Source organism: Rhodopseudomonas sp. G2_2311 (assembly GCF_047501505.1).
In the GTDB taxonomy this organism is placed as follows: domain Bacteria; phylum Pseudomonadota; class Alphaproteobacteria; order Rhizobiales; family Xanthobacteraceae; genus Rhodopseudomonas; species Rhodopseudomonas palustris_H.
In genome coordinates this window covers 1-26,057 of the sequence record NZ_JAZDRK010000027.1, presented here as the reverse complement: position 1 = coordinate 26,057, position 26,057 = coordinate 1, and the positions used below count along the sequence as shown (strand labels likewise).

General features: G+C 66.6%; 20 protein-coding genes. 10 read left to right on the top strand and 10 right to left on the bottom strand.

The window, feature by feature from the left end; all coding sequences use genetic code 11:
* Positions 1-7 precede the first annotated feature (7 nt).
* On the bottom strand, positions 8-163 hold the full coding sequence (locus tag VRZ08_RS22890) for a hypothetical protein (protein WP_011156634.1): 156 nt from the start codon (positions 161-163) through the stop codon (positions 8-10).
* A gap of 473 nt (positions 164-636) precedes the next feature.
* Positions 637-1,971 carry a dihydroorotase gene (locus tag VRZ08_RS22885; RefSeq protein ID WP_414534002.1) on the bottom strand — a complete coding sequence of 445 codons (1,335 nt, stop codon included), beginning with the start codon at positions 1,969-1,971 and terminating at the stop codon, positions 637-639.
* A 147-nt stretch (positions 1,972-2,118) separates the two neighbouring features.
* Between VRZ08_RS22885 and VRZ08_RS22880 the strand changes: the two genes are divergently transcribed.
* On the top strand, positions 2,119-3,000 hold the full coding sequence (locus VRZ08_RS22880) for a YgfZ/GcvT domain-containing protein (protein ID WP_414534001.1): 882 nt from the start codon (positions 2,119-2,121) through the stop codon (positions 2,998-3,000).
* On the top strand, positions 2,997-3,653 hold the full coding sequence (locus tag VRZ08_RS22875) for a DNA-3-methyladenine glycosylase I (RefSeq protein WP_414534000.1): 657 nt from the start codon (positions 2,997-2,999) through the stop codon (positions 3,651-3,653). The genes VRZ08_RS22880 and VRZ08_RS22875 overlap by 4 nt, the downstream gene beginning before the upstream one ends.
* 6 nt (positions 3,654-3,659) lie before the next feature.
* On the opposite strand, the gene VRZ08_RS22870 is transcribed toward VRZ08_RS22875, so the two are convergent.
* Entirely contained in the window at positions 3,660-3,821 is a 162-nt protein-coding gene (locus VRZ08_RS22870) for a hypothetical protein (RefSeq protein WP_414534020.1), read from the bottom strand.
* Between the two features lie 194 nt (positions 3,822-4,015).
* On the opposite strand from VRZ08_RS22870, the gene VRZ08_RS22865 reads away from it, so the two are divergent.
* The 4 genes from VRZ08_RS22865 (at position 4,016) to VRZ08_RS22850 (ending at position 8,930) form a co-directional block, all read left to right on the top strand.
* Entirely contained in the window at positions 4,016-4,633 is a 618-nt protein-coding gene (locus VRZ08_RS22865; protein ID WP_107343234.1) for a YfbR-like 5'-deoxynucleotidase, read from the top strand.
* A gap of 66 nt (positions 4,634-4,699) precedes the next feature.
* Positions 4,700-5,206 (top strand): tyrosine phosphatase family protein, encoded by a 507-nt coding sequence (locus tag VRZ08_RS22860; RefSeq protein ID WP_414533999.1) that lies wholly within the window; start codon positions 4,700-4,702, stop codon positions 5,204-5,206.
* Entirely contained in the window at positions 5,203-6,198 is a 996-nt protein-coding gene (locus tag VRZ08_RS22855) for an NUDIX hydrolase (protein WP_107343232.1), read from the top strand. The genes VRZ08_RS22860 and VRZ08_RS22855 overlap by 4 nt, the downstream gene beginning before the upstream one ends.
* Before the next feature lie 50 nt (positions 6,199-6,248).
* The gene (locus tag VRZ08_RS22850) at positions 6,249-8,930 is read left to right on the top strand and encodes a DUF2339 domain-containing protein (protein WP_414533998.1); all 2,682 of its coding nucleotides are present in this window, start codon (positions 6,249-6,251) and stop codon (positions 8,928-8,930) included.
* A gap of 34 nt (positions 8,931-8,964) precedes the next feature.
* Here the strand turns inward: VRZ08_RS22850 and VRZ08_RS22845 are convergent, their stop codons facing one another.
* Entirely contained in the window at positions 8,965-9,549 is a 585-nt protein-coding gene (locus VRZ08_RS22845) for a hypothetical protein (protein ID WP_107343230.1), read from the bottom strand.
* Between the two features lie 114 nt (positions 9,550-9,663).
* The gene (locus VRZ08_RS22840) at positions 9,664-10,650 is read right to left on the bottom strand and encodes an MDR family oxidoreductase (RefSeq protein WP_414533996.1); all 987 of its coding nucleotides are present in this window, start codon (positions 10,648-10,650) and stop codon (positions 9,664-9,666) included.
* A 351-nt stretch (positions 10,651-11,001) separates the two neighbouring features.
* Between VRZ08_RS22840 and nadA the strand changes: the two genes are divergently transcribed.
* The 3 genes from nadA (at position 11,002) to nadC (ending at position 14,712) form a co-directional block, all read left to right on the top strand.
* Positions 11,002-12,114 carry a quinolinate synthase NadA gene (gene nadA, locus VRZ08_RS22835; protein ID WP_012494788.1) on the top strand — a complete coding sequence of 371 codons (1,113 nt, stop codon included), beginning with the start codon at positions 11,002-11,004 and terminating at the stop codon, positions 12,112-12,114.
* Positions 12,115-12,207: 93 nt separating this feature from the next.
* Complete coding sequence (locus VRZ08_RS22830; RefSeq protein WP_414533995.1) at positions 12,208-13,821, top strand: L-aspartate oxidase; 1,614 nt, start codon at positions 12,208-12,210, stop codon at positions 13,819-13,821.
* Positions 13,822-13,836: 15 nt separating this feature from the next.
* Positions 13,837-14,712, top strand: a complete 876-nt coding sequence (gene nadC / locus VRZ08_RS22825) for a carboxylating nicotinate-nucleotide diphosphorylase (protein WP_414533994.1) — start codon at positions 13,837-13,839, stop codon at positions 14,710-14,712.
* 506 nt (positions 14,713-15,218) lie between these two features.
* Here the strand turns inward: nadC and VRZ08_RS22820 are convergent.
* The 3 genes from VRZ08_RS22820 to VRZ08_RS22810 form a co-directional block, all read right to left on the bottom strand.
* Positions 15,219-16,649, bottom strand: a complete 1,431-nt coding sequence (locus VRZ08_RS22820) for a cell wall hydrolase (RefSeq protein WP_264075711.1) — start codon at positions 16,647-16,649, stop codon at positions 15,219-15,221.
* A gap of 320 nt (positions 16,650-16,969) precedes the next feature.
* On the bottom strand, positions 16,970-19,981 hold the full coding sequence (gene ppdK, locus VRZ08_RS22815) for a pyruvate, phosphate dikinase (protein ID WP_414533993.1): 3,012 nt from the start codon (positions 19,979-19,981) through the stop codon (positions 16,970-16,972).
* Between the two features lie 91 nt (positions 19,982-20,072).
* Positions 20,073-20,228 (bottom strand): DUF3096 domain-containing protein, encoded by a 156-nt coding sequence (locus VRZ08_RS22810; protein WP_013500996.1) that lies wholly within the window; start codon positions 20,226-20,228, stop codon positions 20,073-20,075.
* Between the two features lie 469 nt (positions 20,229-20,697).
* Here VRZ08_RS22810 and VRZ08_RS22805 point away from each other — a divergent pair, with 469 nt between their 5' ends.
* Complete coding sequence (locus VRZ08_RS22805) at positions 20,698-21,984, top strand: MgtC/SapB family protein (RefSeq protein ID WP_264054461.1); 1,287 nt, start codon at positions 20,698-20,700, stop codon at positions 21,982-21,984.
* A 10-nt stretch (positions 21,985-21,994) separates the two neighbouring features.
* Here the strand turns inward: VRZ08_RS22805 and VRZ08_RS22800 are convergent, their stop codons facing one another.
* A complete protein-coding gene (locus tag VRZ08_RS22800; RefSeq protein WP_414533992.1) occupies positions 21,995-23,101 on the bottom strand; it encodes a hypothetical protein in 1,107 nt (368 codons plus the stop codon).
* Positions 23,102-23,688: 587 nt separating this feature from the next.
* On the bottom strand, positions 23,689-25,845 hold the full coding sequence (gene glyS / locus VRZ08_RS22795) for a glycine--tRNA ligase subunit beta (protein WP_414533991.1): 2,157 nt from the start codon (positions 25,843-25,845) through the stop codon (positions 23,689-23,691).
* Positions 25,846-26,057 lie beyond the last annotated feature (212 nt).

Genomic DNA, 26,057 nt, shown 5'->3' with positions numbered 1-26,057 from the left:
GCGACCATCAGGTGCGGGCGAACGCCTGCAGTCCCTTGAATGTCAGCCGCTTCGGATCGCGGACACCGGCGAGATAAAACCGCCGGATGAATTCGGCCACGACGGCCCGGTCATAGCCGGTCAAGGCGACGATCGCTTCGACCGCGGTCTTTTGAGCTTCCATCTGGAATCCCCTTTCGGCGTATCGGTCAATCGACGATCCCGGCGATCGTGCGACGCGAAATGCTGCGCCTGTTGCGTTGCTTTCCTGTTAACCACCGGTCCTGCCGCGACCTCGCGCGGGCCGAATCGCTCTGGCCTCGATCATCGCGGATGATGATCGCGCAGTGGATACGCAAAATACCCCACCGGAGTTCCACGAAGGCACGGACAAAACGACGCGGTGCTAACGGGATGACCGCTGATCATCTCGACGACAGCGGCTGAGGATCAAACCGCCGGATCAATCCGCACCCATCACAGGTCATCCTGGTCCACGGCAAGGCATCTGGAGGCTGTTACTACGCAGTGAACTGGAACCTGCGTGCCGCTTACCAGGACTTCGTAAGGGGCGCCGTTTGACCTCAACGCCAAGGCGGGACGGCCGCGTGTGACGCGGCAGCCCTAGAAAACAACACTGCTGGGCGCAGCACTGCTTTACGGCTTCAGCGTCTCCAGAAACCGCACCGGCTCGCCGCGCGACGGCGTGGTCAGTTCGCCCTGCCACATCACCTTGGCGCCGCGCACGAAGGTGCCGACCGGCCAGCCGGTGACGCGGACGCCATCATAGGGCGTCCAGCCGGCGCGCGAGGCGACCCACTCGTTGGTGATGGTCTCGCTGCGCTTGAGATCGACCACCGTGAAGTCGGCATCGAAGCCGGCGGCGATGCGGCCTTTGCAGGCGATGTTGAACAATCGCGCCGGTCCGGCACTGGTGAGATCGACGAAGCGCGCCAGCGACAGCCGGCCGGCATTGACGTGATCCAGCATGGTCGGCACCAGCGTCTGCACGCCGGTCATGCCCGACGGCGAGGCCGGATAGGTCTTGGCCTTTTCTTCCAGCGTGTGCGGCGCGTGATCGCTGCCGAGCACGTCGACCACGCCCTGCACCAGGCCGTGCCAGATGCCGTCGCGGTGCCAGGCATCGCGCACCGGCGGGTTCATCTGCGCTTTGGTGCCAAGGCGCTCGTAGCACTCCGGCGCCACCAGCGTCAGGTGATGCGGCGTCACCTCGACCGAGGCGACATCTTTGTGCTCGCGAAGAAACTCCATTTCCTGCCGGGTCGAGACGTGCAGCACGTGGATGCGCTTGCCGGTCTCGCGCGCGATCGCGACCAGCCGCTGCGTCGCCTGCAAGGCTGCGACGTCGTCGCGCCACACCGGATGCGAGCGCGGATCGCCCTCGATGCGCTCACCCTTGCGGTCGTTGAGGCGGTACTCGTCCTCGGCATGGAACGCGGCGCGGCGCTGGATCACCGACAGGATGCGCTTGAGGCTCGGATCGTCCTCGACCAGCAAACTTCCGGTCGACGAGCCGATGAACACCTTGACGCCGCAGCAGCCACGAGCGCGCTCGAGCTTGGGCAGTTCCTCGACATTGTCGCGGGTGCCGCCGATGAAGAATGCGAAGTCGCAATGCATCCGGTGCTCGGCGCGCTTCACCTTGTCGGTGAAGGTCTCTTCGGTGATCGTCAGCGGATTGGTGTTCGGCATTTCGAACACCGCGGTCACGCCGCCCATCACGGCACTGCGCGAGCCGGTTTCGAGATCTTCCTTGTGGGTCAGGCCGGGCTCACGGAAATGCACCTGGGTGTCGATCACCCCCGGCAGCACGTGCAGGCCGCGGCAATCGATCGTCTCGCCGGCTTTTTCGGCGCCGAGCGAGCCCAGCGCGGCGATGCGGCCGTCCTTGATGCCGATGTCACCAACGCCCTCGCCGTCCTGGTTGACGATGGTGCCGCCCTTCAGAATGGTGTCGAATGTGCCGGTCATGACGTCCTCGGGTGCCCGTTTTGGCGCGACGCGGCGCGAGTCTTGCAAAGCCTTGTTGACCAGCGCCCGGCCGCCTAACTTGGGATGTCTTAGTCGGCCGGACCGTTAACGCAAGGATGTTTCCGGCCGGCCTCACGAGAGAGATCAATGAAGGCAGCCTTCCTCGCCGACCGTGGCGTTCTCAAGATCAGCGGCCCCGACGCGCGGCATCTGCTGAACGGCCTGGTCACCACCGATCTGAACAGGCTCGAACCCGGCGCCGGGCGTTTTGGCGCCCTGCTGACGCCGCAGGGCAAGATCGTCACTGATTTCCTGATCACCGAGCGGCCGGCCGAAGACGACGGCGGTTTCCTGCTGGATTGTCCGAAACCGCTCACCGAAGCGCTGGCGACCAAGCTGAAATTCTACAAGCTGCGCGCCAAGGCGCTGATCGAGAACCTGTCGGACCGGCTCGGCGTGCTGGCGCTCTGGGGCGGCGAACCGCCGCAGCCGCCGGAGATGGGATTCCGCGATCCGCGCGGCGATCAGCTCGGCTGGCGCATCCTGGTGCCGGAGATCCTGGCCACCGCGACCGCCGAGGCGCTCGGCGCCACGATGGTAGCGGCGGGCGAGTACGAGGCGCATCGCATCGCCTGCGGCGTCCCGGCCGGCGGCCTCGACTTCGGCTATGCCGACGCGTTTCCGCACGAAGCCAACATGGATCGTCTGTCCGGCGTCGATTTCAACAAGGGCTGCTACATCGGTCAGGAAGTGGTGTCGCGAATGCACCACCGCGGCACCGCGCGCACCCGGATCGTGCGCGTCACCTTCGACGGCCCGGCGCCGCAACCGGGCAGCGAGATCACCGCAGGCGACAAGAGCGTCGGCACAATGGGATCGTCGGCGACGGGCCGCGGCCTGGCGCTGCTGCGGATCGACCGCGTCGCCGAGGCGCGCGAAGCATCCCTGCCGCTGAGTGCTGGCGGCGTCACCTTACAGATCGCCGATCCCGAGGAGCTGACGCCGGCGCAGCGGAAGACCGGCACATGACCCGCTCCGCACGCGTCGGAGCTGACGGCCTCGTCCGCTGCCCGTGGCCGGGCGACGATCCGCTTTATGTCGCGTATCACGACACCGAATGGGGCGTGCCGGAATACGACGACCGCGCGCTCTACGAGAAGCTGATCCTCGATGGTTTTCAGGCCGGGCTGTCGTGGATCACGATCCTGCGCAAGCGCGATAACTTCCGCCGTGCCTTCGACGATTTCGATCCGGCGAAGATCGCCCGCTACGACGCCGACAAGGTCGCCGCGCTGATGAACGACGTCGGCATCGTCCGCAACCGCGCCAAGATCGAGGGCACGATTGGCAGCGCCAAGGCGTGGCTGAAGATTCAGGAAGAAGGTCCTGGTTTCTCGAAGCTGCTGTGGGACTTCGTCGGCGGCACGCCGAAGGTCAACACCTTCAAGACCACCGCGGGCGTGCCGGCCTCGACGCCGCTGTCGGTGAAGATCTCCAAGGATCTATCGGCACGCGGCTTCAAGTTCGTCGGGCCGACGATCGTGTACGCGTTCATGCAGGCGGTCGGGATGGTCAACGACCATCTGGTCGACTGTCACTGCCACGCCACCTGCGGGCAGATGAAAAAACCGGCGCGGCGTTCTGCAGCGCCGGCGAAGAGGGCTCCGTTACGTCAGCGCTGAGTTCTCTCAGCGCTGCCCCGCGACCCGCTTCATCACCAATTCGGAGAGGCTGACGACGAGTTCCTTCAGCGTCTCGTTTTCCTTCTCCAGATCCCGCAGCGCCATCGTTGGTGCGGCCCGTTCGTCCGCATCATGGCACTGCAGCCGCTCCCCATCGCGGCGATCCAATCTCCCCATCGTGTATCCCCCTTGGTGCAATACGCCCACCAGCACAAGGACCCCGATCGTACTCTCAAGATCGTGCAGAACTGGGCCGAGACGGTGGCTTAGTTCGGGCAAGGCTGCCTATATGGCGGTCACATCGCCGCGGCCGCCGCGGCCGCCGCGGCGCGTCTACTCAAGCTGTCCCATTTCGAATCGTCATGCCGTCTTCGCCGAAGAAATCGTCGCAAGCCTCCAGCCGCGTCTGGCAGCGGATGCTGTCTGGCCGCAGGCTCGATTTGCTCGATCCCTCGCCGCTCGACGTCGAATTCGCCGACATCGCCCATGGTCTCGCCCGGGTGGCGCGGTGGAACGGCCAGACCAGCGGCGCCCACATCTTTTCGGTGGCGCAGCACACACTGCTGGTCGAGGCGGTGATGCGGGAAAAGAATCCACGGATCGACGCCAAGCTGCGGCTCGCCGCGCTGCTGCACGACGCCCCGGAATACGTGATCGGCGACATGATCTCGCCGTTCAAGGCAGTGATCGGCGAATCCTACAAGCGGGTCGAAAAGCGCCTGCTCGGCGCGATCCACATCCGGTTCGGCCTGCCGGCGGTGCTGGACGAGGCGATCGAACGCCAGATCAAGGCCGCCGACCGCGGCTCCGCCTACCTCGAAGCGATTCACCTGGCCGGGTTCACCAAGGCCGAGGCCAAGCGGCTGTTCGGCAACGATCCGGGCCTCCCGGAGGCGATGGTCGAGGACTATTTGACGCCCTGGCCGGCCGGAAAGGCCGAAAAACGCCTGCTGGCCCGGTTCGAGAGCCTGAAGGCCTAAGGCCCGTCATCGCGCTTTCACCGCCCGCGGCGCAGGATTAAGATCGCGCCAACCTCGGAAAGGCCCATGATTCACGTCTGCTCGCTCGCAGCCTTGCATCCGACCGTTGCGGCGACCGAGGCCAGCCATGTGCTCTCGGTGATGGCCAATGTCGGTCAGGTGCAACGCCCGGCCACGGTGCTCGAATCCAATCATTTGCGGATCGAGATGGATGACATCACCGAGGTGATGGACGGCTTCAATGCGCCGAATCTCGATCACATCACTCAGGTGCTCGACTTCGTCCGAAGCTGGGACCGGTCGGCTCCCCTGGTGGTGCATTGCTACGCCGGCATCAGCCGCTCCACCGCCAGTGCGTTTGCGGCCGCCTGCGCGCTCAATCCGCACCGCGACGAGGTGACGATCGCCCGCCAGATCCGCCGGGCGTCTCCCTGTGCTTCGCCGAACCGGCTGATCGTGGCGCTGGCCGATCGGGCGCTAGGGCGGCAGGGGCGGATGCTGCGCGCCCTCGAAGTGATCGGCGCAGGCGATCTCAGCATCGAGGGCGTGCCGTTTCGCGTCGATCTCGAATGAGCCTCCCCTTCGAGATGAGCGACAAGTCGACCGTTCCGATCGAGATCGGGCTGACCGCGGCGATCGTCGCGATCGAGGCCAACCAGCCGATGATCCTGACCGCCTCGGGCGACGGTGGCGGCAGCCTCGCCGGTCTTCCTTCCGGCCCGTTCGACGCCATCACCCACCGCACCCTGGAAATCGGGCTGCGCGCCTGGGTGGAAGAGCAGACCGGCCTGCGGCTCGGCTATGTCGAGCAGCTCTACACCTTCGGCGACCGCGGCCGCCACGCGCGGCTCGGCGATACCGAAGTCCACGTCGCATCGATCGGCTATCTGGCGTTGACCCGCGCCGCCGACAACGCCGCACGCGCGGCGGGCGCCACCTTCGAACCCTGGTATCGCTTCTTCCCGTGGGAAGACTGGCGCGAACAGCAACCGGCGATCATCGCTCGCGATATCATCCCCGAACTCACCGCCTGGGCCGCCCAGGCCGAGGAGCCGGGCATGGCGCGGGCGCTGGCGCGGCGCGATCGGGTGCGGCTGTTCTTCGGCATGGATGGCGCGCCGTGGGACGAGGAGCGCGTGCTCGACCGCTACGAGCTGCTCTACGAGGCCGGGCTGATCGAGGAGGCGCGCCGCGACGGCCGCCCGGCGGCGCTGTCGCGGAGCAAGATGCCGACGCTCGGCGTCGCGATGCGCTTCGATCACCGCCGCATCCTCGCCACCGCAATCGCGCGGCTGCGCGCCAAGCTGAAATACCGCCCGGTGGTGTTCGAACTTCTGCCGCCCGAGTTCACACTCACGGAATTGCAGCACACCGTCGAGGCGATTTCCGGCCGGCATCTGCACAAGCAGAATTTCCGCCGCTTGGTGGAAGCTGGCGCGCTGGTCGAACCGACCGGCGAGATGTCGACACGAACCGGCGGGCGCCCCGCTGCGCTGTTCCGCTTCCGCCGCGAGGTGCTGCAGGAACGCCCCGCCCCCGGCCTGCGCGTGCGCGGCCGGCGGTAAGTCTATCAAAGCGAAACGCCCCACCACCGGGCCGCTCGCCTGGAGGTTGGATGTTCGAGCTACTGGCTTTTGCGATCGCCATCGTTGCCCTGGTGATCGCCCGCAAGACGCAGACCCAGATCGTTCAGCTGCGCGCCCGGCTCGACGCCCTCACCGCTGGACAGCCCCTCCCCGCGGCACCGCTTGCCGCCACGGCTGCTCCGTCCGCGATCCAGGAAGCTCCGCTGGCTCCTGAGGCCGAGCCGGTGCCGGAGATGGCCGCGACGGTCACGGCCGAAGCACCAGCTCCCGAAACAACGCCCGCCTCCTCCGTCGAGGCGGCGCCTGAAGCAGCGAAGCCTGGCTTCGAAGAGCGGATCGGCACCCGTTGGGTGGTGTGGATCGGCGGCCTGACGCTGGCGCTCGGCGGCTTCTTCATGGTGCGCTACTCGATCGAGCAGGGCCTGCTCGGTCCCGGCGTGCGGGTGCTGCTCGGCGGCCTGTTCGCGCTGGCGCTGCTGATCGCCGGCGAAGTCACGCGCCGCAAGGAAAGCGTCGCGCAGCTCGCCGCGCTGCCGATCGCCAATATCCCGGCGATCCTCACCGCCGCCGGCACCGCGGTGGCTTTTGCGACCGTGTATGCGGCCTACGCGTTGTACGATTTCCTCGCGCCCGCGACCGCCTTCATCCTGCTCGGCCTTGTCGCGCTCGGCACGCTCGCCGCAGCGCTGCTCCATGGACCGGCACTCGCCGGGCTCGGCGTCGTCGCCGGCTTTGCGACTCCGGTGCTGGTATCGTCGGGCGAGCCCGATTACTGGGCGCTGTATATCTACCTGGCGGTCGTTACAGCCGCTTCTTTCGCGCTCGCCCGCATCCGGCTGTGGCGCTGGCTGGCGGTGACGACGGTTGTACTCGCCCTACTGTGGACGTTGCCTGGGCTCGAAGGCGCCGCAACGCTGGTCGCGCCGCATGCCTTCCACGTCATCGCGGGCTTCGCACTCGCCGCACTCTTGGTGGTGTGCGGCCTACTGTTCGGCCCCGCGATCGAGCCGGGCCGGATCGAGCCGGTGTCATCAGTCGCGCTCGCGACCTATCTGCTCGGCTCCGCGCTGATCGTGGTGGCCAGCACGCATGGCGATGCGGCGCTGATCGTGTTCGCCGTGCTGGTCGCCGCCACGCTGGGCATCGCTTGGAGGGCCGCATCCGCCACCGCCGCGGTCGGCGCTGCGGCTGGCCTGGTCGGTCTGGTGTTTCTGTCGTGGGTGGTGCGCGGTAGTCCCGAGCTCCTTGTGCTCCCTGGCGGAGCGCTGCCGGGCATCGGCGCCGACCCGCTGTCGGGTCCGGTGACGACGCATCTGATCGCCGCCGCAGTGTTCGGCGTCGGCTTCGCAGGCTTCGGCATTCTGGCGCAGGGACGATCTCCGAGTGCAGTTGTTCCGGTGATCTGGGCTGCAGCCGGCGTGTTCACACCGCTGGCGCTGCTGATCGCACTGTACGCACGGATCGCGCATCTCGACCGGTCGATTCCGTTCGCGATCGTCGCCATCGTGCTCGCGGCCGCGTTCGGTTTCGTCACCGAACATCTCAGCAAGCGTGAGAACCGGCCGGGGCTGCCGATCTCGATCGCGCTGTTCGCAACCGGAACGCTCGGCGCGCTGGCGCTGGGGCTGACCTTCGCGCTGGAGAAAGGCTGGCTCACGATCGCGCTGGCGCTGATGGCGGCAGGGACCGCGTGGATCTCGCTGCAACGACCGATCCCGTTCCTGCGCTGGCTCGCCGCGATCCTCGCCGGCATCGTGGTGGCGCGGATCGGCTGGGAGCCGCGAATCGTCGGCGACGCGGTCGGCACCACGCCGGTGTTCAACTGGCTGCTGTGGGGCTATGGCGTGCCGGCGGCCTCGTTCTGGCTCGCCAGCATCTGGATGCGCCGGCGCGGCGACGACAAACCGCTCCGCATGGTGGAATCCGCCGCGATCCTGTTCACGGTGCTGCTGGCCTTCATGGAAATCCGTCATGCCGTCAACGGCGGCGACGTCTATCGCGACACCGCGGGGCTCACCGAAGTCGCGCTGCAGGTTTGCGTCACGCTGGCCATGGCAATCGGCCTGGAAAGGTTGCGGCTGCGCAGCCACAGCCCCGTGCACAATATCGCTGCGATCCTGCTCGCGATCTTCGCAGCACTGGGCAGCGTGTTCGGCCTGCTGCTGTGGGAGAACCCGACGTTCTGGGCCACCGATGTCGGCGGGCTGATCATCAACCGCCTCGTACTCGCTTACGCGCTGCCGGCCGTGCTGGCGCAGCTTCTGTCCTATGCGGTCGCAGGCGTGCGGCGCCCGGTCTACGGCAACGGCTTCGCCGTATTGGCGCTGATCATGGGGCTCGCTTACGTGACGCTGCAGGTGCAGCGCGTGTATCACGGCCCGATTCTGTCGTACGGGCCGACCACCGATGCCGAACAATACACCTACTCGGTGGCGTGGCTGATCTGCGGTGTGATCCTGCTCGGTGCCGGGTTGCTGTTCAACTCACAGCGCGCGCGTCTGGCGTCGGCGGTGGTGATCGGGCTGACGATCTGCAAAGCCTTCCTGATCGACATGTCGACTTTGACCGGCGTGTACCGCGCTCTGTCGTTCATGGGCCTCGGTGTGGTGCTGGTGGCGATCGGATGGCTGTATCAGCGCATCCTGTTCCGGCCCCGCAGCACAGCGGCGGCGGACGCGCCATCGCAGCCTCCGCCGTCGGCGGGGGCTTAACTGACCATGAGATCAGCAGCAGGAACGATCAGTGTTAGTCCGTCGAGCGGCGCAGTTCGGACGCGGCTTCGATCTTGGCGGTCTCGGCCCTCGGCGGATCGAGCCGGGCCGATTCGACGCGCGGCGTCGGAACGCTGGCGGTGACTTCGGCGCGTTGCTGAGTGCCCGGCGCGTGCAGCGAGCGCGGCCGGCTCTGCGCGTGAGAATGCGAAATGGCGCGCGCGAGCTGGATCCGGCCCTGGTGGCGGAAGTCGCAATACGCAAAGCCCATCCCCGACACCGAACCGCGGAAGCTGCGTTCGCTGGTCTTGTTGAGGTTGAAGCAGGGCTCGAACGGAATGCCCTTGATCGATGCACAGATCGCTTCGCCGCGAACCTGCAGCGTGTTGCCGGGCAGACGCATGAAACGGTTGGGACCGGAGCCGGAGAACTGAACCTGGCCGGCGGCGCCGCCATCGTCGAACACGCGGCCTGCGCCGCGGGTTCCGTCGAAGCAGGTGAATGCAAACACCTTGTTGGCGACGAATTTGCGCGCCTCGTCCGCATTCATCGAACCAGCCATCGCCGGAAGGACCGCAGCGCCGGATATCACAGCGCCGACAACGAAACGCGCAAACATGCCTGTACTCCTACTGGGAGCGGGTGAAACTCGCTTAACCCGATCCTTACCATACAAACTGCGGCAAGAATGGCGCAGCTTGGTTGGTAAAGTCTGAACGAAGTAACCGATCCCCTACGAAATTTTCACCACGATGCGGCCGCGGACCTGACCGGCCAGCACCTTGGCGCCGGCGTCGATGACCTGGTCGAGGGAAATTTCCTGCGTGATTTCCGCAAGTTTTGCCGGATCGAGGTCGGTTGCGAGTCGCTCCCAGGCGCGCTTGCGCTCCGGCAGCGGGCACATCACCGAGTCGATGCCGTAAAGACACACTCCACGCAAAATGAACGGGGCGACCGAGCTCGGCAGGTCCATGCCGGCCGCGAGGCCGCAGGCCGCGATGGCGCCGCGGTACTTGGTCATCGACAGCAGATTGGCCAGCGTGGTCGAGCCGACGCTGTCGATGCCGCCGGCCCAGCGCTCCTTCGCCAGCGGCTTGGCCGGACCGGACAACTCGTTGCGGTCAATGATCTCGGCGGCCCCGAGCTGGCGCAAGTAAGCCTCTTCGGACGCCCGGCCGGTCGAAGCGATGACGTGATAGCCGAGCTTGGACAACAGCGCGATCGCCACCGAGCCGACGCCTCCGGCCGCGCCGGTGACCACCACCGGTCCATCCTGCGGGGACAGCCCGTGCTTCTCCAGCGCCAGCACGCTGAGCATCGCGGTGTAGCCGGCGGTGCCGATTGCCATCGCGTCGCGCGCGCTCAGCGACTGCGGCAACCGCACCAGCCAGCTGCCCTTGACGCGGGCCTTCTCCGCATAGGCGCCGAGGTGAGTTTCACCCATGCCCCAGCCGTTGCACACCACCTTGTCGCCGGCCTTCCAGTCGGGATGCGACGACTCCAGCACAGTGCCGGCGAAATCGATCCCGGCGATCATCGGAAAACGGCGCACCACAGGTGCCTTGCCGGTGAGCGCGAGACCATCCTTGTAGTTGAGGGTCGACCACTCGACCGCGACCGTGACGTCGCCGTCCATCAGCTCGGCCTCGTCGAACTGGGTCAGCGCCGCAACGGTGCCCTTCTCGGCCTTGTCGATCCGGATCGCCTTGAACGTCGCCATTGTCGCTCCCCCTTGAATTGTGCTTGCCGATGCCGACGTGAGTTAGAGAAAGCGCAGGCCCGCTGTAAAGATCGCTGCGCTGCAGCGATGCAAATGCGTGACTCTGGTGTGACGATTTAGCCCTTTCGGCCTCTGGCGGAACCTGGAGCCACGTGTTATATTAGTTATGCTCTGAATGAGGATAAGTGTTTCCTCATAGGTTCCTGGAAGCGGGGCGCGGGGACGCGAAGGCTTTAGGGAAGCGGTTCATCGCAGCGGTTGGAAAGTTGCCGGCCCATCGTGGCCGGATTTCTCAAACCCAGCATATGCTCAAACTGAGTATATATTGGAGCGCGGTACAAGGAGGCGTCGATGCCGCTTGCTGAACTCTACGGTCCGGAGAATTTCGGCCTGCCGCCGCATGCGCGCCAGGGATCGCTTCCGCGCGCGCCGCTGAGTGCCACTGAACGCGCCCGCGCGCTGCCGATGCCGTCCTTGGAATGGACGCCGGAGGTCGAGGCCGCCACCGCGCACCTGTACGAGAAGGTGCAGACCGTGATTCCGCCGGTCGAGTGGCCGTTCATGGCGCCGTACGTCAAGGCGATCAACGAGCTGAAGCGCGAGCGCGATGCCGTGATCCTGGCGCACAACTACCAGACGCCGGAAATCTTCCACTGCGTCGCCGACATCGTCGGCGACTCGCTGCAACTCGCGATCGAAGCCACCAAGGTGAAGGCTTCGACCATCGTGCAGTGCGGCGTGCACTTCATGGCCGAGACGTCGAAGATCCTGAATCCGGAGAAGCGCGTGCTGATCCCGGATTCCCGCGCCGGCTGCTCGCTCGCCTCTTCCATCACCGGTGCCGACGTTCGTCTGCTGCGCGAGAAATTCCCCGGCGTGCCGGTGGTCGCTTATGTCAACACCTCGGCCGACGTGAAGGCTGAGGTTGATATCTGCTGCACCTCGTCGAACGCCGTGCAGGTGGTCGAAAGCCTCGGCGTCGATCGCGTCATCATGGTGCCGGATCAGTATCTGGCGAAGTACGTCGCCTCCCAGACCAAGGTGAAGATCATCGCCTGGAAGGGCGCCTGCGAGGTGCACGAGCGCTTCACCGGCGACGAGCTGCGCGTCTATCGCGAGGCCGATCCGAACGTGAAGATCATCGCGCATCCGGAGTGTCCGCCGGATGTACTGGCCGAAGCCGACTTCACCGGCTCGACCGCGCACATGATCAACTGGGTCAAGACCCAGCATCCGAAGCGCGTGGTGATGATCACCGAGTGCTCGATGGCCGACAACGTCCAGGCCGAGCTCCGCGACGTCGAAATGGTGCGGCCGTGCAATCTGTGCCCGCACATGAAGCGGATCACGCTGGCGAAGATCCTCGACAGCCTGGTGTACCTGCGTGAGGAAGTGACGGTCGACCCCGCCATCATCGCGCCGGCCCGGCGCTCGGTGGAACGGATGATCAACCTGAACAACTGAGCCTCAGGGCTCGCGACGAATGGCGGCGTCCGTGCCGCCATCGCTGTGCATCGAAGGCGTTCGCGGACAATCGCGTGAGAGTTGGATCGCCGCATGAGCACCACGCCCGAGTTCGCACATCTTGGCGTCCATGGTGACGTCGTTATCGTCGGCGGCGGTCTCGCCGGCCTGTTCTGCGCGCTGAAGCTGGCGCCGCGTCCGGTGACGGTGATCAGCGCCGCGCCGCTCGGCGAAGGCGCCTCCACGGCCTGGGCGCAGGGCGGCATCGCCGCCGCGGTCGGCGAAGGCGACAGCGCCGAATCGCATGCGGCCGACACCATCGCGGTCGGCGCCGGACTGGTCGACGAGGCGGTGGCGCATCGCCTCGCCGGCGAAGCCGCCGCGCGCATCCACGATCTCCTCAGCTACGGCGTGCCGTTCGACCGCGACCTCGAAGGCCGGCTGGCGGTCGCGCGCGAGGCGGCGCATTCGGCGCGGCGCATCGTCCACGTCCGCGGCGACATGGCAGGCCAGGCGATCATCAGCGCGCTCACCGATGCGGTGCGCAAGACGCCGTCGATCAAGGTGATCGAAGGCTGGTTCGCCGACGGGCTGCTGATGCACGACGACGCGGTCGCCGGACTGCGGCTGCGCAAGGTGGGCAACGCCGCCGGTGCGCCGATGCACATCGCCGCGCGTGCCGTGGTGCTCGCCACCGGCGGCATCGGTCATCTCTATGCCGTGACCACCAATCCGATCGAGGCCCGCGGTGTCGGGCTGGCGATCGCGGCCCGCGCCGGCGCGCGAATCGCCGACCCGGAATTCGTGCAGTTTCATCCGACCGCCATCATGGTGGGGCGCGATCCGGCGCCGCTCGCCACCGAGGCGCTGCGCGGCGAAGGCGCGATCCTGATCAACGGCCAGGGCGAGCGCTTTATGCTCACCGCGCATCCGCTGGCCGAATTGGCGCCGCGCGACATCGTCGCCCGCGGTGTGTTCGCCGAAGTCGCTTCCGGCCGCGGCGCTTATCTCGATGCCACCAAGGCGCTGGGTACGCATTTCGCCGAACATTTCCCGACCGTGTACGAGAGCTGCATCTCGGCCGGTATCGATCCTGCGACCCAGCCGATCCCGATCGCTCCGGCGGCGCACTACCATATGGGCGGCATCGCGGTGGACATGCACGGCCGCAGCTCGCTGCGCGGGCTGTGGGCGGCGGGCGAAGTGTCCTGCACCGGCGCGCATGGCGCCAACCGGCTTGCTTCCAACTCGCTGCTCGAAGCGGTGGTTTACGCGGCGCGGATTGCCGAGGACATCGCCGGCACCGAACTCGCTGCGACCAAGTCACGCCTCGATGTGCACGAGACGCCAAGCACGCCGATCGATCCGGCGCAGGAGCAGCTGTTGCGTCAGACCATGGCCGGCAAGGTCGGCGTGATCCGCGATCGTGACGGGTTGACCGAAGCGGTGCGCACCTTTGCGGCGCTCGAAGCCGAGACCTCGTCGACCACGCTCGCCAATATGGCGACGACCGCGCTGCTGGTCGCCACCGCGGCGCTGGCTCGCACCGAGAGCCGCGGCGCGCATTATCGCGCCGACTATCCGACCGAGAACCCGGCGCAGGCCAAGCGGACCACCACATCGCTGGCGCAGGCCCGCGAGCGCGCTGCCGCGCTCGGCGACGCTGCCCCGCGCGCGCCACGCCTCGCCGCGCAATCCCTCGCCTGATCAGGACCACCTTTCATGTTGCCGTCTGCCCTGCTGCATCCCGATGCGTTCCTGTCGCCATTGGCGATCACCGACGCGGTGCGCCGCGCGCTCGATGAGGATCTCGGCCGCGCCGGGGACGTCACCTCGATTGCGACGATTCCGGAAGCGACCCAAGCCCACGCGATTCTCGTCGCGCGCCAGGCCGGTGTGATCGCGGGGCTGCCGCTGGCGATCGAGACCTTCCGGCAACTCTCGGCGGAAGTCGCCATCACCGCCCATGTCCGCGATGGCGACACGGTGGCGGCGGGCATTCAGGTGCTGACGATCTCCGGTCCGGCCCGCACCGTGCTGACCGGCGAGCGCACCGCGCTGAACTTCGTCGGCCGGCTCTCCGGCATTGCGACGCTGACGGCGGACTACGTCCGCCACACCGCAGGCACCAAGATGCGGATCTGCTGCACCCGCAAGACCACGCCGGGGCTGCGCGCGCTGGAGAAATACGCGGTGCGCTGCGGCGGCGGCTTCAACCACCGCTTCGGCCTCGACGACGCCATTCTGATCAAGGACAACCACATCGCGGTGGCCGGCGGTATTCGCCCGGTGCTGGAAGCGGCGCGCGCCAAGATCGGCCATCTGGTCAAGATCGAGATCGAAGTCGACACCCTCGATCAGCTCCGTGAGGTGCTCGACACCGGCCTCGCCGACGTCGTGCTGCTCGACAACATGAACCTCGACACCTTGAAGCAGGCGGTGGCGATGAGCGCCGGCCGCGTCGTGCTCGAAGCCTCCGGCGGCGTCACCCGCGAATCGATCAGCAGCATCGCCGCCACCGGCGTCGACTACGCCTCCTCCGGCGCACTGACGCATTCGGCGCCAAACTTCGACGTCGCGCTGGATATCGACGCGTAGGCAGACGCTCCGCAGCCGAAGACTTCTCGCTTTACCACCGTCATTGCCGGGCTCGACCCGGCAATCCATCCTCTTGAAGAACGGGCCTTCGCCGCGCCGAAGGGGCTTCGGCCCCGCAGGCGCGGTTAAGCCCGCGCATGACGCCGGCATGCAAGTAATAACTCCGCCACGTCATTCCGGGGCGCGCGAAGCGCGAGCCCGGAATCCATAACCACCGTCATCGCGTTGAGGCACAGCGCGATAACCGCTTCGCCCAAAGCGCAAGCGCAGTGGCTATGGATTCCGGGCCTGCGCTGCTCCGCAGCGCATCCCGGAATGACGAAAGCTGAAGGTGTCATTCCGGGGCGCTCGCGAGAGCGAGCGAACCCGGAATCTGAAGCGGGGCAAAGCGCCGCCTTCCAAACCGCGAGATTCCGGGGTCGCGCTGCGCGCACCCCGGAATGACTGCTTGGGCTTGTGGAGGAATCAATCAGCAACAGGCACAGACCTATGTGCGTGTTCACTGCTTAGTTGCCCTTCGCCTGAATCTCCGCCGAGCTCTTGGCGGCTTCGGCGAGTTGGGCGGCGATCGAGGCGGTTTCGGCGGCGGTGCCCCAGCTCGGGGCGTCGCTGCCGTCGCCCCAGGCGCGCGGACGATAGAAGGTGTGCACGCCGAACTTGTACATCTTCTTCATCTCGTGGACCCATGAAGGCCGCACCCAGTACGCGTGGTAATGAGTCGACTTGCCGACTTCAGGCAGCCACAGCTTGCCGTCGAGCATCGCGCGCGCGATCTTGCGGGCGCGGTCCCACATCTCCGGCTCGCGCACCACGTCAGCGATGTTGTCGCAGGCGAAGGTGAACTGGCAGGCGTAGCGCCGGTTCTTGTTCTGATAGACCACGCCGCAGACGTTGGTCGGATAGAAGCCGGAGAACGCGCGGTTGAGCACCACCTGCGCCACCGCGATCTGGCCGCGCACCTTTTCGCCGCGCGATTCGAAATACACCGCCTCCGCCAGGCACTTCTCGTGCTTGGCGCGGAGCTTGGAGTCATTGGCGAGGCCGAGCCGCTCGGCCGGCGTCTTGACGTGGTGATCGGCGTTGACCTGGCCCTTGCCGGCGATGGTCTCGCCCGAAGCGGACGGATCCAGCGCAGCGGTTTGCGGCAGCGGCGACTTCATGTCGGGATCGGCTGCGTTCGGCGACACGATGATCGGCTCTTCGCCCGGCTGCCATTGCTCGAGCGACTCATCCATGCCGCCGAGCGAGCCGGTGCCGAAGAACAGGCTGGCGGTCTTGAACGAGAACGGATCGCGTGGCCGCGGCGCGACAGCGGCCGCCTCGTGATCCTTATCGAGCGACAGCGAGCCGTCGTATTGCGGCAGCGGCTCGGACTTCAGCGCTTCGGCAAGCTCCGGATCGAGCGCCGGCGAAGCTTCGGCCGCGTGGACCGCGCCGTTCTGCTCGGAACTCGGGAATTGGTCGGCTGTCTTGGCACCAGCGACATTCGGCGCCTGCGATCCGGCGTCCTCCGGCGTCGGCGCGACTTCGAGGGTCGGAGACTGGTCGGGCTTGGCAAGCGCGAGGCGGTCGCCCTTCAGCGTGCGGTCGACCTTCGGGTAGTCGGACGCCTGGTAACGGGACGGCGCCTGCAGCAGCGGATTGTGGGTCGCGGCGAGGCCGCCGCTGCGGCCTTCGATGCTGACCAGGCGCGACGAGCCGAGCTGCGGCGTCCAGGTTCCGAGCGGCCGGCCGAACGAGAACGTCGCGACCTGCACCGAGCCGAGCGAGGACGCGAACATCCGCTTCTGCCAGCGCTCGGTGACGCCCGTCTGCCGAACCAGCAGCGACGCAATATCCTGGTGTCCGATTTCATTGGGCAGCGCCGCGAAGACACAGACCCCGAGGCCGAAGGACGCAATCCGCGCGCCCTTCGACCGGTTACGCATGACTGACATCGATACGCTCACGCAACGCTTACTCGCGACCACGTCCGAGGGTTTCGGATAAGTTGATCGTTTCTGTTGTTATCCGATTAAAGTTGCCCGTGCGTTAATGGCCGATGCATCCGCGCAACACGCAATGCCAAGCTGTTAGTTCGTGGAACCGGCTGCGAATGTGGTGAATCAGCGCTTCATAGCGGTGGTTAAGAATGCGTTGTGCGACGTCGTTAACAAGACGTTGCACGTGAGCCGCACCGCTGATTACCAGCGCGCAAATGCAAATGGCCGGGACGAAGCCCGGCCATTCGAAATCTGATCAGTCTTGCGAGGCGCGATTACGCCTGGCTGGCGATGCCCTTGCCGAGCGCGGCCTGCGCGGCGGCGAGCCGCGCGATCGGCACGCGATACGGCGAGCACGACACGTAGTCGAGGCCGACCTCGTGGCAGAACGCCACTGACGCCGGGTCGCCGCCGTGTTCGCCGCAGATGCCGACCTTGAGCTTGGCGCGCGTCTTGCGGCCGCGCTCGACGCCGATGCGGACCAGCTCGCCGACGCCGTCGCGGTCCACCGAGACGAACGGATCGACCGTGAAGATGCCCTTCTCGATATAGGTGCCGAGGAAGCTGGCGGCGTCGTCGCGGCTGATGCCGAACGTGGTCTGGGTCAGGTCGTTGGTGCCGAACGAGAAGAACTCCGCGCTCTCGGCGATGTCACCGGCCATCAGGCAGGCGCGCGGCAGCTCGATCATGGTGCCGACCTGGTACTTCAGATTGCTGCCGGAATCGCGGTTCACCGCCTGCGCGGTGGCGTCGATCCGGGCCTTGACCAGCTCGAACTCGGCGCGGGTCGCGATCAGCGGCACCATCACTTCAAGACCGACCTGCTCGCCGGTGCGCTTCTCGGCCTCGACCGCGGCCTCGAAGATCGCGCGAGCCTGCATCTCGGCGATCTCCGGATAGGCGATCGCCAGACGGCAGCCGCGGAAGCCGAGCATCGGATTGAACTCGGCGAGCTCGCGGGCGCGATCGGCGAGCCGGCGCGGATCGGCGTTCATCGCCCGCGCCACTTCCTCGATCTCCGCCTGGGTGTGCGGCAGGAACTCGTGCAGCGGCGGATCGAGCAGGCGCACCGTCACCGGCAGGCCCTTCATGATCTCGAACAGCTCGACGAAGTCGGCGCGCTGCATCGGCAGCAGCTTGGCGAGCGCGGAGCGCCGCGACTGCTCGTCTTCGGCGAGGATCATCTCGCGCACGGTGCGGATGCGGGTCTCTTCGAAGAACATGTGCTCGGTGCGGCACAGGCCGATGCCTTCCGCGCCGAACTTGATCGCGGTGCGAGCGTCGGCCGGGGTGTCGGCGTTGACGCGGACCTTGAGCTTGCGGACTTCGTCGGCCCAGCCCATCAGCGTGTTGAAGTCGCCCGACAGTTCCGGCTCGATCATTGGCATCTTGCCGGCCAGCACCTGGCCGGTGCCGCCGTCGATGGTGATGATGTCGCCGGCCTTGAAGGTGCGGTTGCCGATCATCATCGTGCCGCGGCCGTAATCGACGCGGATCGCGCCGCAGCCGGAGACGCAGGGCTTGCCCATGCCGCGCGCCACCACGGCGGCGTGCGAGGTCATGCCGCCGCGGGTGGTGAGAATGCCTTCCGAGGCATGCATGCCGTGGATGTCTTCCGGGCTGGTCTCGATGCGCACCAGCACGACCTTGCGGCCGTCGGCATGCAGCTTGGCGGCCTCATCGGAGGAAAACACGATCTCGCCGGAGGCGGCGCCGGGCGAGGCCGGCAGGCCGGTGGCGATCACGTCGCGCTTGGCATTCGGGTCGATGGTCGGGTGCAGCAGCTGGTCGAGCGAACCGGGCTCGATCCGGGTCACGGCGTCCTTGCGATTGATCAGGCCTTCGTTGGCGAGCTCGACCGCGATCCGCAGCGCCGCCTTGGCGGTGCGCTTGCCGCCGCGGGTCTGCAGCATCCAGAGCTTGCCCTGCTCGATCGTGAACTCCATGTCCTGCATGTCGCGATAGTGCTTCTCAAGCAGGGTGTAGATCCGGGTCAGCTCCTTGAACGCCTCCGGCATCGCCATTTCCATCGACGGCTTGTCGGAGCCGGATTCGATGCGGGCGTGCTCGGTGATGTCCTGCGGGGTGCGGATGCCGGCGACGACGTCCTCGCCCTGCGCGTTGATCAGGAACTCGCCGTACAGCCGGCTTTCGCCGGTCGACGGGTTACGGGTGAAGGCGACGCCGGTCGCCGAGGTCTCACCCATGTTGCCGAACACCATCGCCTGGACGTTGACGGCGGTGCCCCAGGATTCCGGAATGTCGTGCAGGCGGCGGTAGGTCACCGCGCGCGCGTTCATCCACGACGAGAACACCGCGCCGATCGCGCCCCACAGCTGGGCATGCGGATCCTGCGGGAAGTCCTCGCCGGTCTCGCGCGCCACGGCTTCCTTGTACTGGCCGACCAGATCGACCCAGTCGTCGGCATCAAGGTCGGTGTCGAGCGTGAAGCCCTTGGCGTCCTTATAGGCGTCGAGGATTTCCTCGAAGTGATGGTGCTCGAAGCCGAGCACCACGTCCGAGTACATCGTGATGAAGCGGCGATAGCTGTCATAGGCGAAGCGGCGATCGCCCGACTTCTCGGCCAGCGCTTCGACCGTCTCGTCGTTGAGGCCGAGGTTGAGCACGGTGTCCATCATGCCCGGCATCGAGGCGCGGGCGCCGGAGCGCACCGACACCAACAGCGGGTTCTTGGCGTCGCCGAACTTCTTGTTGGTGAGCTTGCCGACGTGCTCGAGCGCGCGCTCGACCTGCGACTGCAGCTCCTTCGGATAGGTTTTGCCGTTGGCGTAGAAGTAGGTGCAGACCGAGGTCGGGATGGTGAAGCCCGGAGGCACCGGCAGGCCGAGATTGGCCATCTCGGCGAGGTTGGCGCCCTTGCCGCCGAGCAGGTCGCGCATGTTGGCGCGGCCTTCGGCCTTGCCGTCACCAAAGGTGTAGACCCACTTGCCGGCCTTCGGCGCGGCAACGGCCTTGGCGGCGGGCTTCTTGGCGGGCTTTGCAGCGGCCTTGGCCACCGCCTTGGCGGCCGGCTTCGCTGGCTTAGCTGCCGGCTTGGCCGCAGCCTTGGTCACCGTCTTGGTGGCGGGCTTGGTCACCGCTTTCGACTTCGCGGCAGGCTTTGCAGCGGGCTTGGCGGCCGGCTTGCTAACAGCCTTCTTGGCCGGCTTCGGCGGGCTCTTCGCCACTGCCTTGCGTGCACTCGACGCGGCAGCGCCCTTTCCACGCGCAGTCCCGGAAGACTTGGATTTCGGGGCGGTCTTCTTCTTCGAAGCGGCTTTGGCCATGGCTCTCAACGGTCCGCGAAAGAGGAACAGAAAACGGGCGCTTTAGACCACGTTTTAGCGGTCTCAAGCAAGCTGGCGGAACCCGAGCCGACTAAAGATGCAGGAAACGCAACGCTCCCAGACCGATCAGTCCGACGCAGATCAGATAGATCGCGACGATGAAGTTCAGCAGCCGCGGCATCACCAGAATCAGGATACCGGCGATCAACGCGACGATGGCTGGAATGTGGGCAGTGGTGATTGTCATGGCAGTCTCCGGCGGAGGGAAGCGATCGGATCGAATCGCAGGCGGATTGGTAGCGGACTCAGGCAACGAGCGATACCGGCGGCTGATGACGCCGCTGCGTGGCTCGGGGTTCCCTCACCGGCAAAAATCCGGACCCCTGCGACATCCCTGCACGGAACATCACGCGCGGGCGGGCATTGCCTCAGCAGACCGAGCGGCGCAGCCTCGACAGGCCGCTGCTCTTTGATCGTTCAGGTGGACGCGCAATTCGCTTGAACGTGGGTCCGGACGCCACCGACGCGGCCGGATCGGAGAGCCCCGTCCCGTTCCCCCGCCGGGCGGGGCTCTTCTCCGTCGGTCCTCCCTCGCCTTCCGATTGCTTCTCCCGCATCGCACCGCCTGCTAGAGTTCCGGCACCGGCTCGGCTCTCGCGCCGGTGTCGCGGTGCTCTTCCGCGCCGACGTCCTCCCGCGCAGATGCGGCTTCGCCGATGCCGATGATCGCAACACCGTCCGTTCACAGCCTCGCGCTGTTGTTGCTGCTGAGTTTCTTTCTCGGCTTCGCGTTCGAAGATTTCTTCGAGCAGCGCAAATCCGCGCGGCCGGGCGGCGTCCGCACTTTTCCACTGCTATCTCTCGGCGGCGGCGTTCTGTACTGGCTCGACCCCACCCATCTGGTCGCCTTCACCGGCGGCCTGCTGGTGCTCGGTGTCTGGCTGTCGATCTTCTACACGGTGCATTTGCGCGAGCGCGACGACCAGGGCGAACGCAATGCCGGCCTCGTCGTGCTGCTGCTCAACGTTCACGCCTATCTGCTCGGGGCGATCGCGCTGGCGCTGCCGCATTGGGTCGCGGTCGGCGTCACGGTCACGGCGGTGATGCTGCTGACGGGCCGCGACTGGCTGCACCGGCTGGTGCGCAAGGTGGATACGCGCGAGATTACCACCGCGGCGCAGTTTCTGATCCTCAGCGGTGTCGTGCTGCCATTGCTCCCGGCCGAACCGGTGACCTCGCTCACCAGCATCACGCCGCGGCAGGTGTGGCTGGCGCTGACGCTGGTGTCGGCGCTGTCCTATGCGAGCTATCTGGCGCAGCGCTATTGGCAGCGCGCCGCCCAAGGACTGTGGATGGCAGGCCTCGGCGGGCTGTATTCCTCGACCGCCACCACCGTGGTGCTGGCGCGGCAGGCCGCCGTCAGCGAGTCGTTCCGCCGCCAGGCGACGGCGGGTATCACGCTGGCGACCGGCATCATGTACCTGCGCATCCTGGTGGTGATCGCGGTGTTCAACATGACGCTGGCGCGCGCATTGGCGGCGCCGATGCTAGGGCTCGCGGCGGTCGCTTTGGCAGTCGCAGCGCTGCAATACCTCATCATCAAGGCACCCGGCGGCGAAGCCACCCAGCCATCGGAGCGCGGCAACCCGCTCGAACTCGGCGCCGCCGCAGTGTTCGCAGCCCTGTTCGTGGCGATCTCGCTGGCCTCGACCTGGGTCAAAACCGAATTCGGCACGCAGGGCATCTACTGGCTGGCAGCGATCGTCGGTTTTTCCGACATCGATCCCTTCGTGCTTAACCTGGCGCAGGGCGGCACCGCGGGCATCGGCGAACATGCGGTGGCGATCGCGGTGCTGATCGCGGCATCGTCCAACAATGTCCTGAAGGCCGCCTACGCGGTGGCGTTCGGCGGCCGGCGCACCTGGCAGAGCGCGGTGATGCTGGTGGCGTTGGCGATCGTCGGCGTCGCCCTGGCGGCGTGGCTGGCGAAGATCGCGGCGTGAGCGGCGAGCGCTAACCGCGCTTCAGCATCGACAGCAGCGACGTGGTCGCCTTGTAGCTCTGCACAGCGCTGTCGCGGAACGCCGGCGTCCAGTTGGTCGCGGTGCGCTCCTCTGCGCTCATGCCCGAATAGGCGTTGAGCAGGCCGAGGCTGAAATCCGCCGGATTGCCGGAGGTCTGGCTCTGCTTCAGCGCGGTGAGGATGCTGGCGCGGTTGCGGCCATCGAGCTCGCGCTTGGCGGCGAACACCTCTTCCTGCGAGAACAGATCGTCCTTGTTGAGCGAGATCGCCGACAGCGAGCGATTGTCGAGCACCGACAGATCCGCCTGCTGGCCGGTCTTGCGCGCCGGATCGTACACCAGCAGCTTGCCGGCGGCGGTCGCCTGCGCGGCTTGGTCATCGAGCGTGGCGCGCGCCTGCTTGGCGACGCTGCCGAAATCCTTCGTGGCCGTGGTGGCGCTGCCGGACGGATAGCGCGCCAGATAGGCCGCCACCGGATCGTTGCTGATGCCGGCCGGGATCTTCGACGGATCGGCCTGGGTCGCTGCCAGGCCCTTGGTGATCGCCGCGCGCTCGGCCTGCCAGGTCGCGGTCGCTTTCTCTTCGCCCGAGGCGCCATCGAGATAGCTCGCAGCCGCCTTGTACACGGTGCTGTAGTCGCCGATCAGCTTGGCGGTCTGTGTTGCAGGCGACAGCGCGTCGTTGAACTGCGCAATCCGCGTGGTCGCCGCCAGCGTCTGCTCGGCGTCGGTGAACCGGCCGCCGGCGTTCGAGGCGATCGCGAACAGCGCCCGGCGGTCGAGCCCGGACAGGTCGATCTTCGGCTTGCCGCTGTCGTCGTAAGGCGCGGTGACATTCGCGGCCTTGTACAGCTTGTCGATCGCGGTGCGGCTGTCGCTGATCACCGCGGAGTAATCCTTGGACGAGCCGCTGGCGAGCTGCGCCCGCGCGGCCGCCGACAGCGTCAGCTGCGTCGCCGCATTGTTGCTGGCGCCCGGCAGCACGTCGTCGCTGGTGCCGTTCAGGATCGTGGCCAGCGAGGTCTGCGCGCCCGCGGTTCGCGCATACGCCGCGCCGTACTGCGCGTAATTGTTCAGGCCGTTGGTGATGCTGGTCATGGCATTGCGCCCCGCTGCCGAGGAGGACGGTTAAGGAACCGTTACCGCCAGCCAACCTGTCAGGACATGGTTAACGACCGGTTAATTGTTTCGCAATGTTGCTGATCGGTGCAGCTTTTGAGGGGGCGGCGGGGCTTCCTCGAGGACACGCCTCCCCTCAGTCATTCCGGGGCACGAGCGAAGCTCGTGAGCCCGGAATCCATACTCGCTGAACTCACCGGGAGGCACAGCCGTCGACACGCCCTGCTCCACCACCAACATCGGTGGTTATGGATTCCGGGCTCGCCGCTGCGCGGCGCCCCGGAATGACTCCTGGTGGGGCACTTTCGCCAAAGGTACCGTCATTCCGGGATGCGTGCGACAGCTCGCAGACCCGGAATCTCGAAGTTATTGCAGAGGGCGACGCAGCGAGGCGCGTGGCAAGGAGGCTGCCCCACACCCGGCGTCATGCGCGGGCTCGACCCGCGCATCCATCACCCGCGTAGCGCGTCTCCGAAGATACCTTGGGAAGAAAGGATGGATTGCCGGGTCGAGCCCGGCAATGACGTGGCGTGGCAGCGGCTGGCGCTGCGGACCAACAGCCGCCGTTAGTCCTGGATCTTCGAGAAATCCGCCACCGCGCGCGTCGCGGCGCGGATTTCGTTCAGCAGCTTCAGGCGGTTTTCGCGGACGGCCTTGTCGTCGGCATTGACCGTGACCTTATCGAAGAACGCATCGACCGCCGGCCGCAAGCCCGCCATCGCGGTAATCGCCGCAGCGAAGTCTTCCTTGGCGACCGCCGCGCCGGCCTCAACCTTGGCGCGGTCGATCGCAGCCGCCAGCGCCTTCTCCTCGTCCTGCGCGTACAGCGACGCGTCCGGCGCGCCATCATAGGCGCGGCCGTCCTTCTTCTCCTCGATGCGCAGGATGTTGGCGGCGCGCTTGGTGCCGGCCAAGAGGTTCTTGCCGTCGTCGGTGGCGAGGAACGCCGCCAGCGCCTCGACGCGGCGAACGATCATCAGGATGTCGTCCTGACCTTCGAGCGCGAACACCGCGTCGACGAGGTCGTGGCGGGCGCCCTGGTCGCGGAGTTGGACTTTGAGGCGGTCGGCGAAGAAGGAGAGGAGGTTGTCACTGACGTCGTCATGCCCGCGCTTGTCGCGGGCATCCACGCCTTTCTTGCTGTCAGCCAAGTCGTGGATGGCCGGGACAAGCCCGGCCATGACGGCAGAATGCGCGGACACCAAAGCGAGCAACCGCAAGCGCAGTGAGTTATCCAGCAGCAGCCTAATCACCCCCAGCGCCGCACGCCTCAGAGCATACGGGTCCTTGCTGCCCGTCGGCTTCTCGTCGATCGCCCAGAATCCGACGAGCGTGTCGAGCTTGTCGGCGAGCGCCACCGCGATGCTGACCGGATCGGTCGGCACGCGATCGGCCGGGCCTTGCGGCTTGTAGTGCTCCTCGCACGCCGCCGCCACCGACGCGTCTTCGCCCTGGGCAAGCGCGTAGTACTTGCCCATCAGGCCCTGCAGCTCGGGGAATTCGCCGACGATCTCAGTCAGCAGGTCCGCCTTGCAGAGCTTGGCGGCACGCTTGGTCTTTTCGACATCGGCCCCGACCAGCGGCGCGATCTCGGCGGCGAGGCGCTCGATACGCGCGATGCGCTCGGCCTGGGTGCCGAGCTTTTCGTGGAACACGATCTGATCGAACTTCGGCAGCCGGTCTTCCAGCTTGGTCTTCAGATCGGTCTCGTAGAAGAACTTGGCGTCCGAGAGCCGCGCGCGGATGACGCGCTCGTTGCCGGCCGTGATCGCGGCGCCGCCGTCGCTGGCTTCGATGTTCGCGGTCAGGATGAACTTGTTGGCGAGCTTGGCGGTCGCAGGATCGGCGACCACGAAGCACTTCTGGTTGGCGCGGATGGTGGCGCGGATCACTTCATCCGGAATCGACAGGAAGTCCTTGTCGAACGAGCCCATCAGCGCCACCGGCCATTCGACCAGGCCGGAGACTTCGTCGAGCAGCCCCTGATCCTCGACCAGTTCGTAGTTCTGCGCCTGCGCCAGCGTCTTCGCGTCCGCCAGGATGATGTCCTTGCGCCGGGCGGAATCGAGCACGACCTTGGCGCCGAACAGCTTGGCCTCGTAGTCCTCGAACCGCCGCACACTGAATTCGGCCGGGGCCATGAAGCGATGGCCGCGCGTGGTCTGCCCCGCCTCGATGCCGTCGACGTTGAAATGCACCACGTCGGGCTCTTCGGTTTCCATGCCGAAGGTCGCGATGATCGAATGAAGCGGCCGCACCCATTGCAGCGCGCCCGGTTTGCGGGAACGTTCGCCCCAGCGCATCGACTTCGGCCACGGGAAGGTGCGGACGATGACCGGCAGGAAATCGGCGATGACATCGATCGCAGGCTTGCCCGGCTTCTCGATCAGCGCGACGTAGAAGTCGCCCTTCTTCGGGTCTTTCTGGATCTTGGCTTCGTCGAGCGAGGCCAGCCCTGCGGCCTTCAAGAAGCCCTGCACCGCCGCCTCCGGCGCGCCGACCTTCGGACCCTTGCGCTCATCCTTCAGATCCGGCTGCCGCGCCGGAATGCCATGCACCGTCAGCGTCAGCCGCCGCGGCGTCGCAAACGCCTTGGCGCCCTCATAGACGAGACCTTCGGCAACCAGCTTGTCGGTCACCAGCCGCTTCAGATCATCAGCAGCCTTCCCCTGCATCCGCGCCGGGATTTCTTCGGAGAACAGTTCGAGGAGAAGATCGGGCATTTAGATTCGATTCCGTGCGCGCGGCACCCCCACCCCCGACCCCTCCCCGCAAGGGGGAGGGGAGACGGCGCAGTGCCTGGGAAAAAGACTGACTTCGCCATCGCGAAGTCCGCAAAGAGAATTCATCAGTTCGCCTCCCCGCGACTGCGCGGCCGGCGCGGCTTGCGGGGAGCGCGCGGTTTTGGCTCCCCTCCCCCTTGCGGGGAGGGGTC

Bases quoted from the DNA above. Each gene is read 5' to 3' on its own strand.
- VRZ08_RS22890 (WP_011156634.1), bottom strand. From the start codon at position 163: ATGGAAGCTCAAAAGACCGCGGTCGAAGCGATCGTCGCCTTGACCGGC.
- VRZ08_RS22885 (WP_414534002.1), bottom strand. From the start codon at position 1,971: ATGACCGGCACATTCGACACCATTCTGAAGGGCGGCACCATCGTCAAC.
- VRZ08_RS22880 (WP_414534001.1), top strand. From the start codon at position 2,119: ATGAAGGCAGCCTTCCTCGCCGACCGTGGCGTTCTCAAGATCAGCGGC.
- VRZ08_RS22875 (WP_414534000.1), top strand. From the start codon at position 2,997: ATGACCCGCTCCGCACGCGTCGGAGCTGACGGCCTCGTCCGCTGCCCG.
- VRZ08_RS22865 (WP_107343234.1), top strand. From the start codon at position 4,016: ATGCCGTCTTCGCCGAAGAAATCGTCGCAAGCCTCCAGCCGCGTCTGG.
- VRZ08_RS22860 (WP_414533999.1), top strand. From the start codon at position 4,700: ATGATTCACGTCTGCTCGCTCGCAGCCTTGCATCCGACCGTTGCGGCG.
- VRZ08_RS22855 (WP_107343232.1), top strand. From the start codon at position 5,203: ATGAGCCTCCCCTTCGAGATGAGCGACAAGTCGACCGTTCCGATCGAG.
- VRZ08_RS22850 (WP_414533998.1), top strand. From the start codon at position 6,249: ATGTTCGAGCTACTGGCTTTTGCGATCGCCATCGTTGCCCTGGTGATC.
- VRZ08_RS22845 (WP_107343230.1), bottom strand. From the start codon at position 9,549: ATGTTTGCGCGTTTCGTTGTCGGCGCTGTGATATCCGGCGCTGCGGTC.
- VRZ08_RS22840 (WP_414533996.1), bottom strand. From the start codon at position 10,650: ATGGCGACGTTCAAGGCGATCCGGATCGACAAGGCCGAGAAGGGCACC.
- nadA (WP_012494788.1), top strand. From the start codon at position 11,002: ATGCCGCTTGCTGAACTCTACGGTCCGGAGAATTTCGGCCTGCCGCCG.
- VRZ08_RS22830 (WP_414533995.1), top strand. From the start codon at position 12,208: ATGAGCACCACGCCCGAGTTCGCACATCTTGGCGTCCATGGTGACGTC.
- nadC (WP_414533994.1), top strand. From the start codon at position 13,837: ATGTTGCCGTCTGCCCTGCTGCATCCCGATGCGTTCCTGTCGCCATTG.
- VRZ08_RS22820 (WP_264075711.1), bottom strand. From the start codon at position 16,649: ATGTCAGTCATGCGTAACCGGTCGAAGGGCGCGCGGATTGCGTCCTTC.
- ppdK (WP_414533993.1), bottom strand. From the start codon at position 19,981: ATGGCCAAAGCCGCTTCGAAGAAGAAGACCGCCCCGAAATCCAAGTCT.
- VRZ08_RS22810 (WP_013500996.1), bottom strand. From the start codon at position 20,228: ATGACAATCACCACTGCCCACATTCCAGCCATCGTCGCGTTGATCGCC.
- VRZ08_RS22805 (WP_264054461.1), top strand. From the start codon at position 20,698: ATGCCGATGATCGCAACACCGTCCGTTCACAGCCTCGCGCTGTTGTTG.
- VRZ08_RS22800 (WP_414533992.1), bottom strand. From the start codon at position 23,101: ATGACCAGCATCACCAACGGCCTGAACAATTACGCGCAGTACGGCGCG.
- glyS (WP_414533991.1), bottom strand. From the start codon at position 25,845: ATGCCCGATCTTCTCCTCGAACTGTTCTCCGAAGAAATCCCGGCGCGG.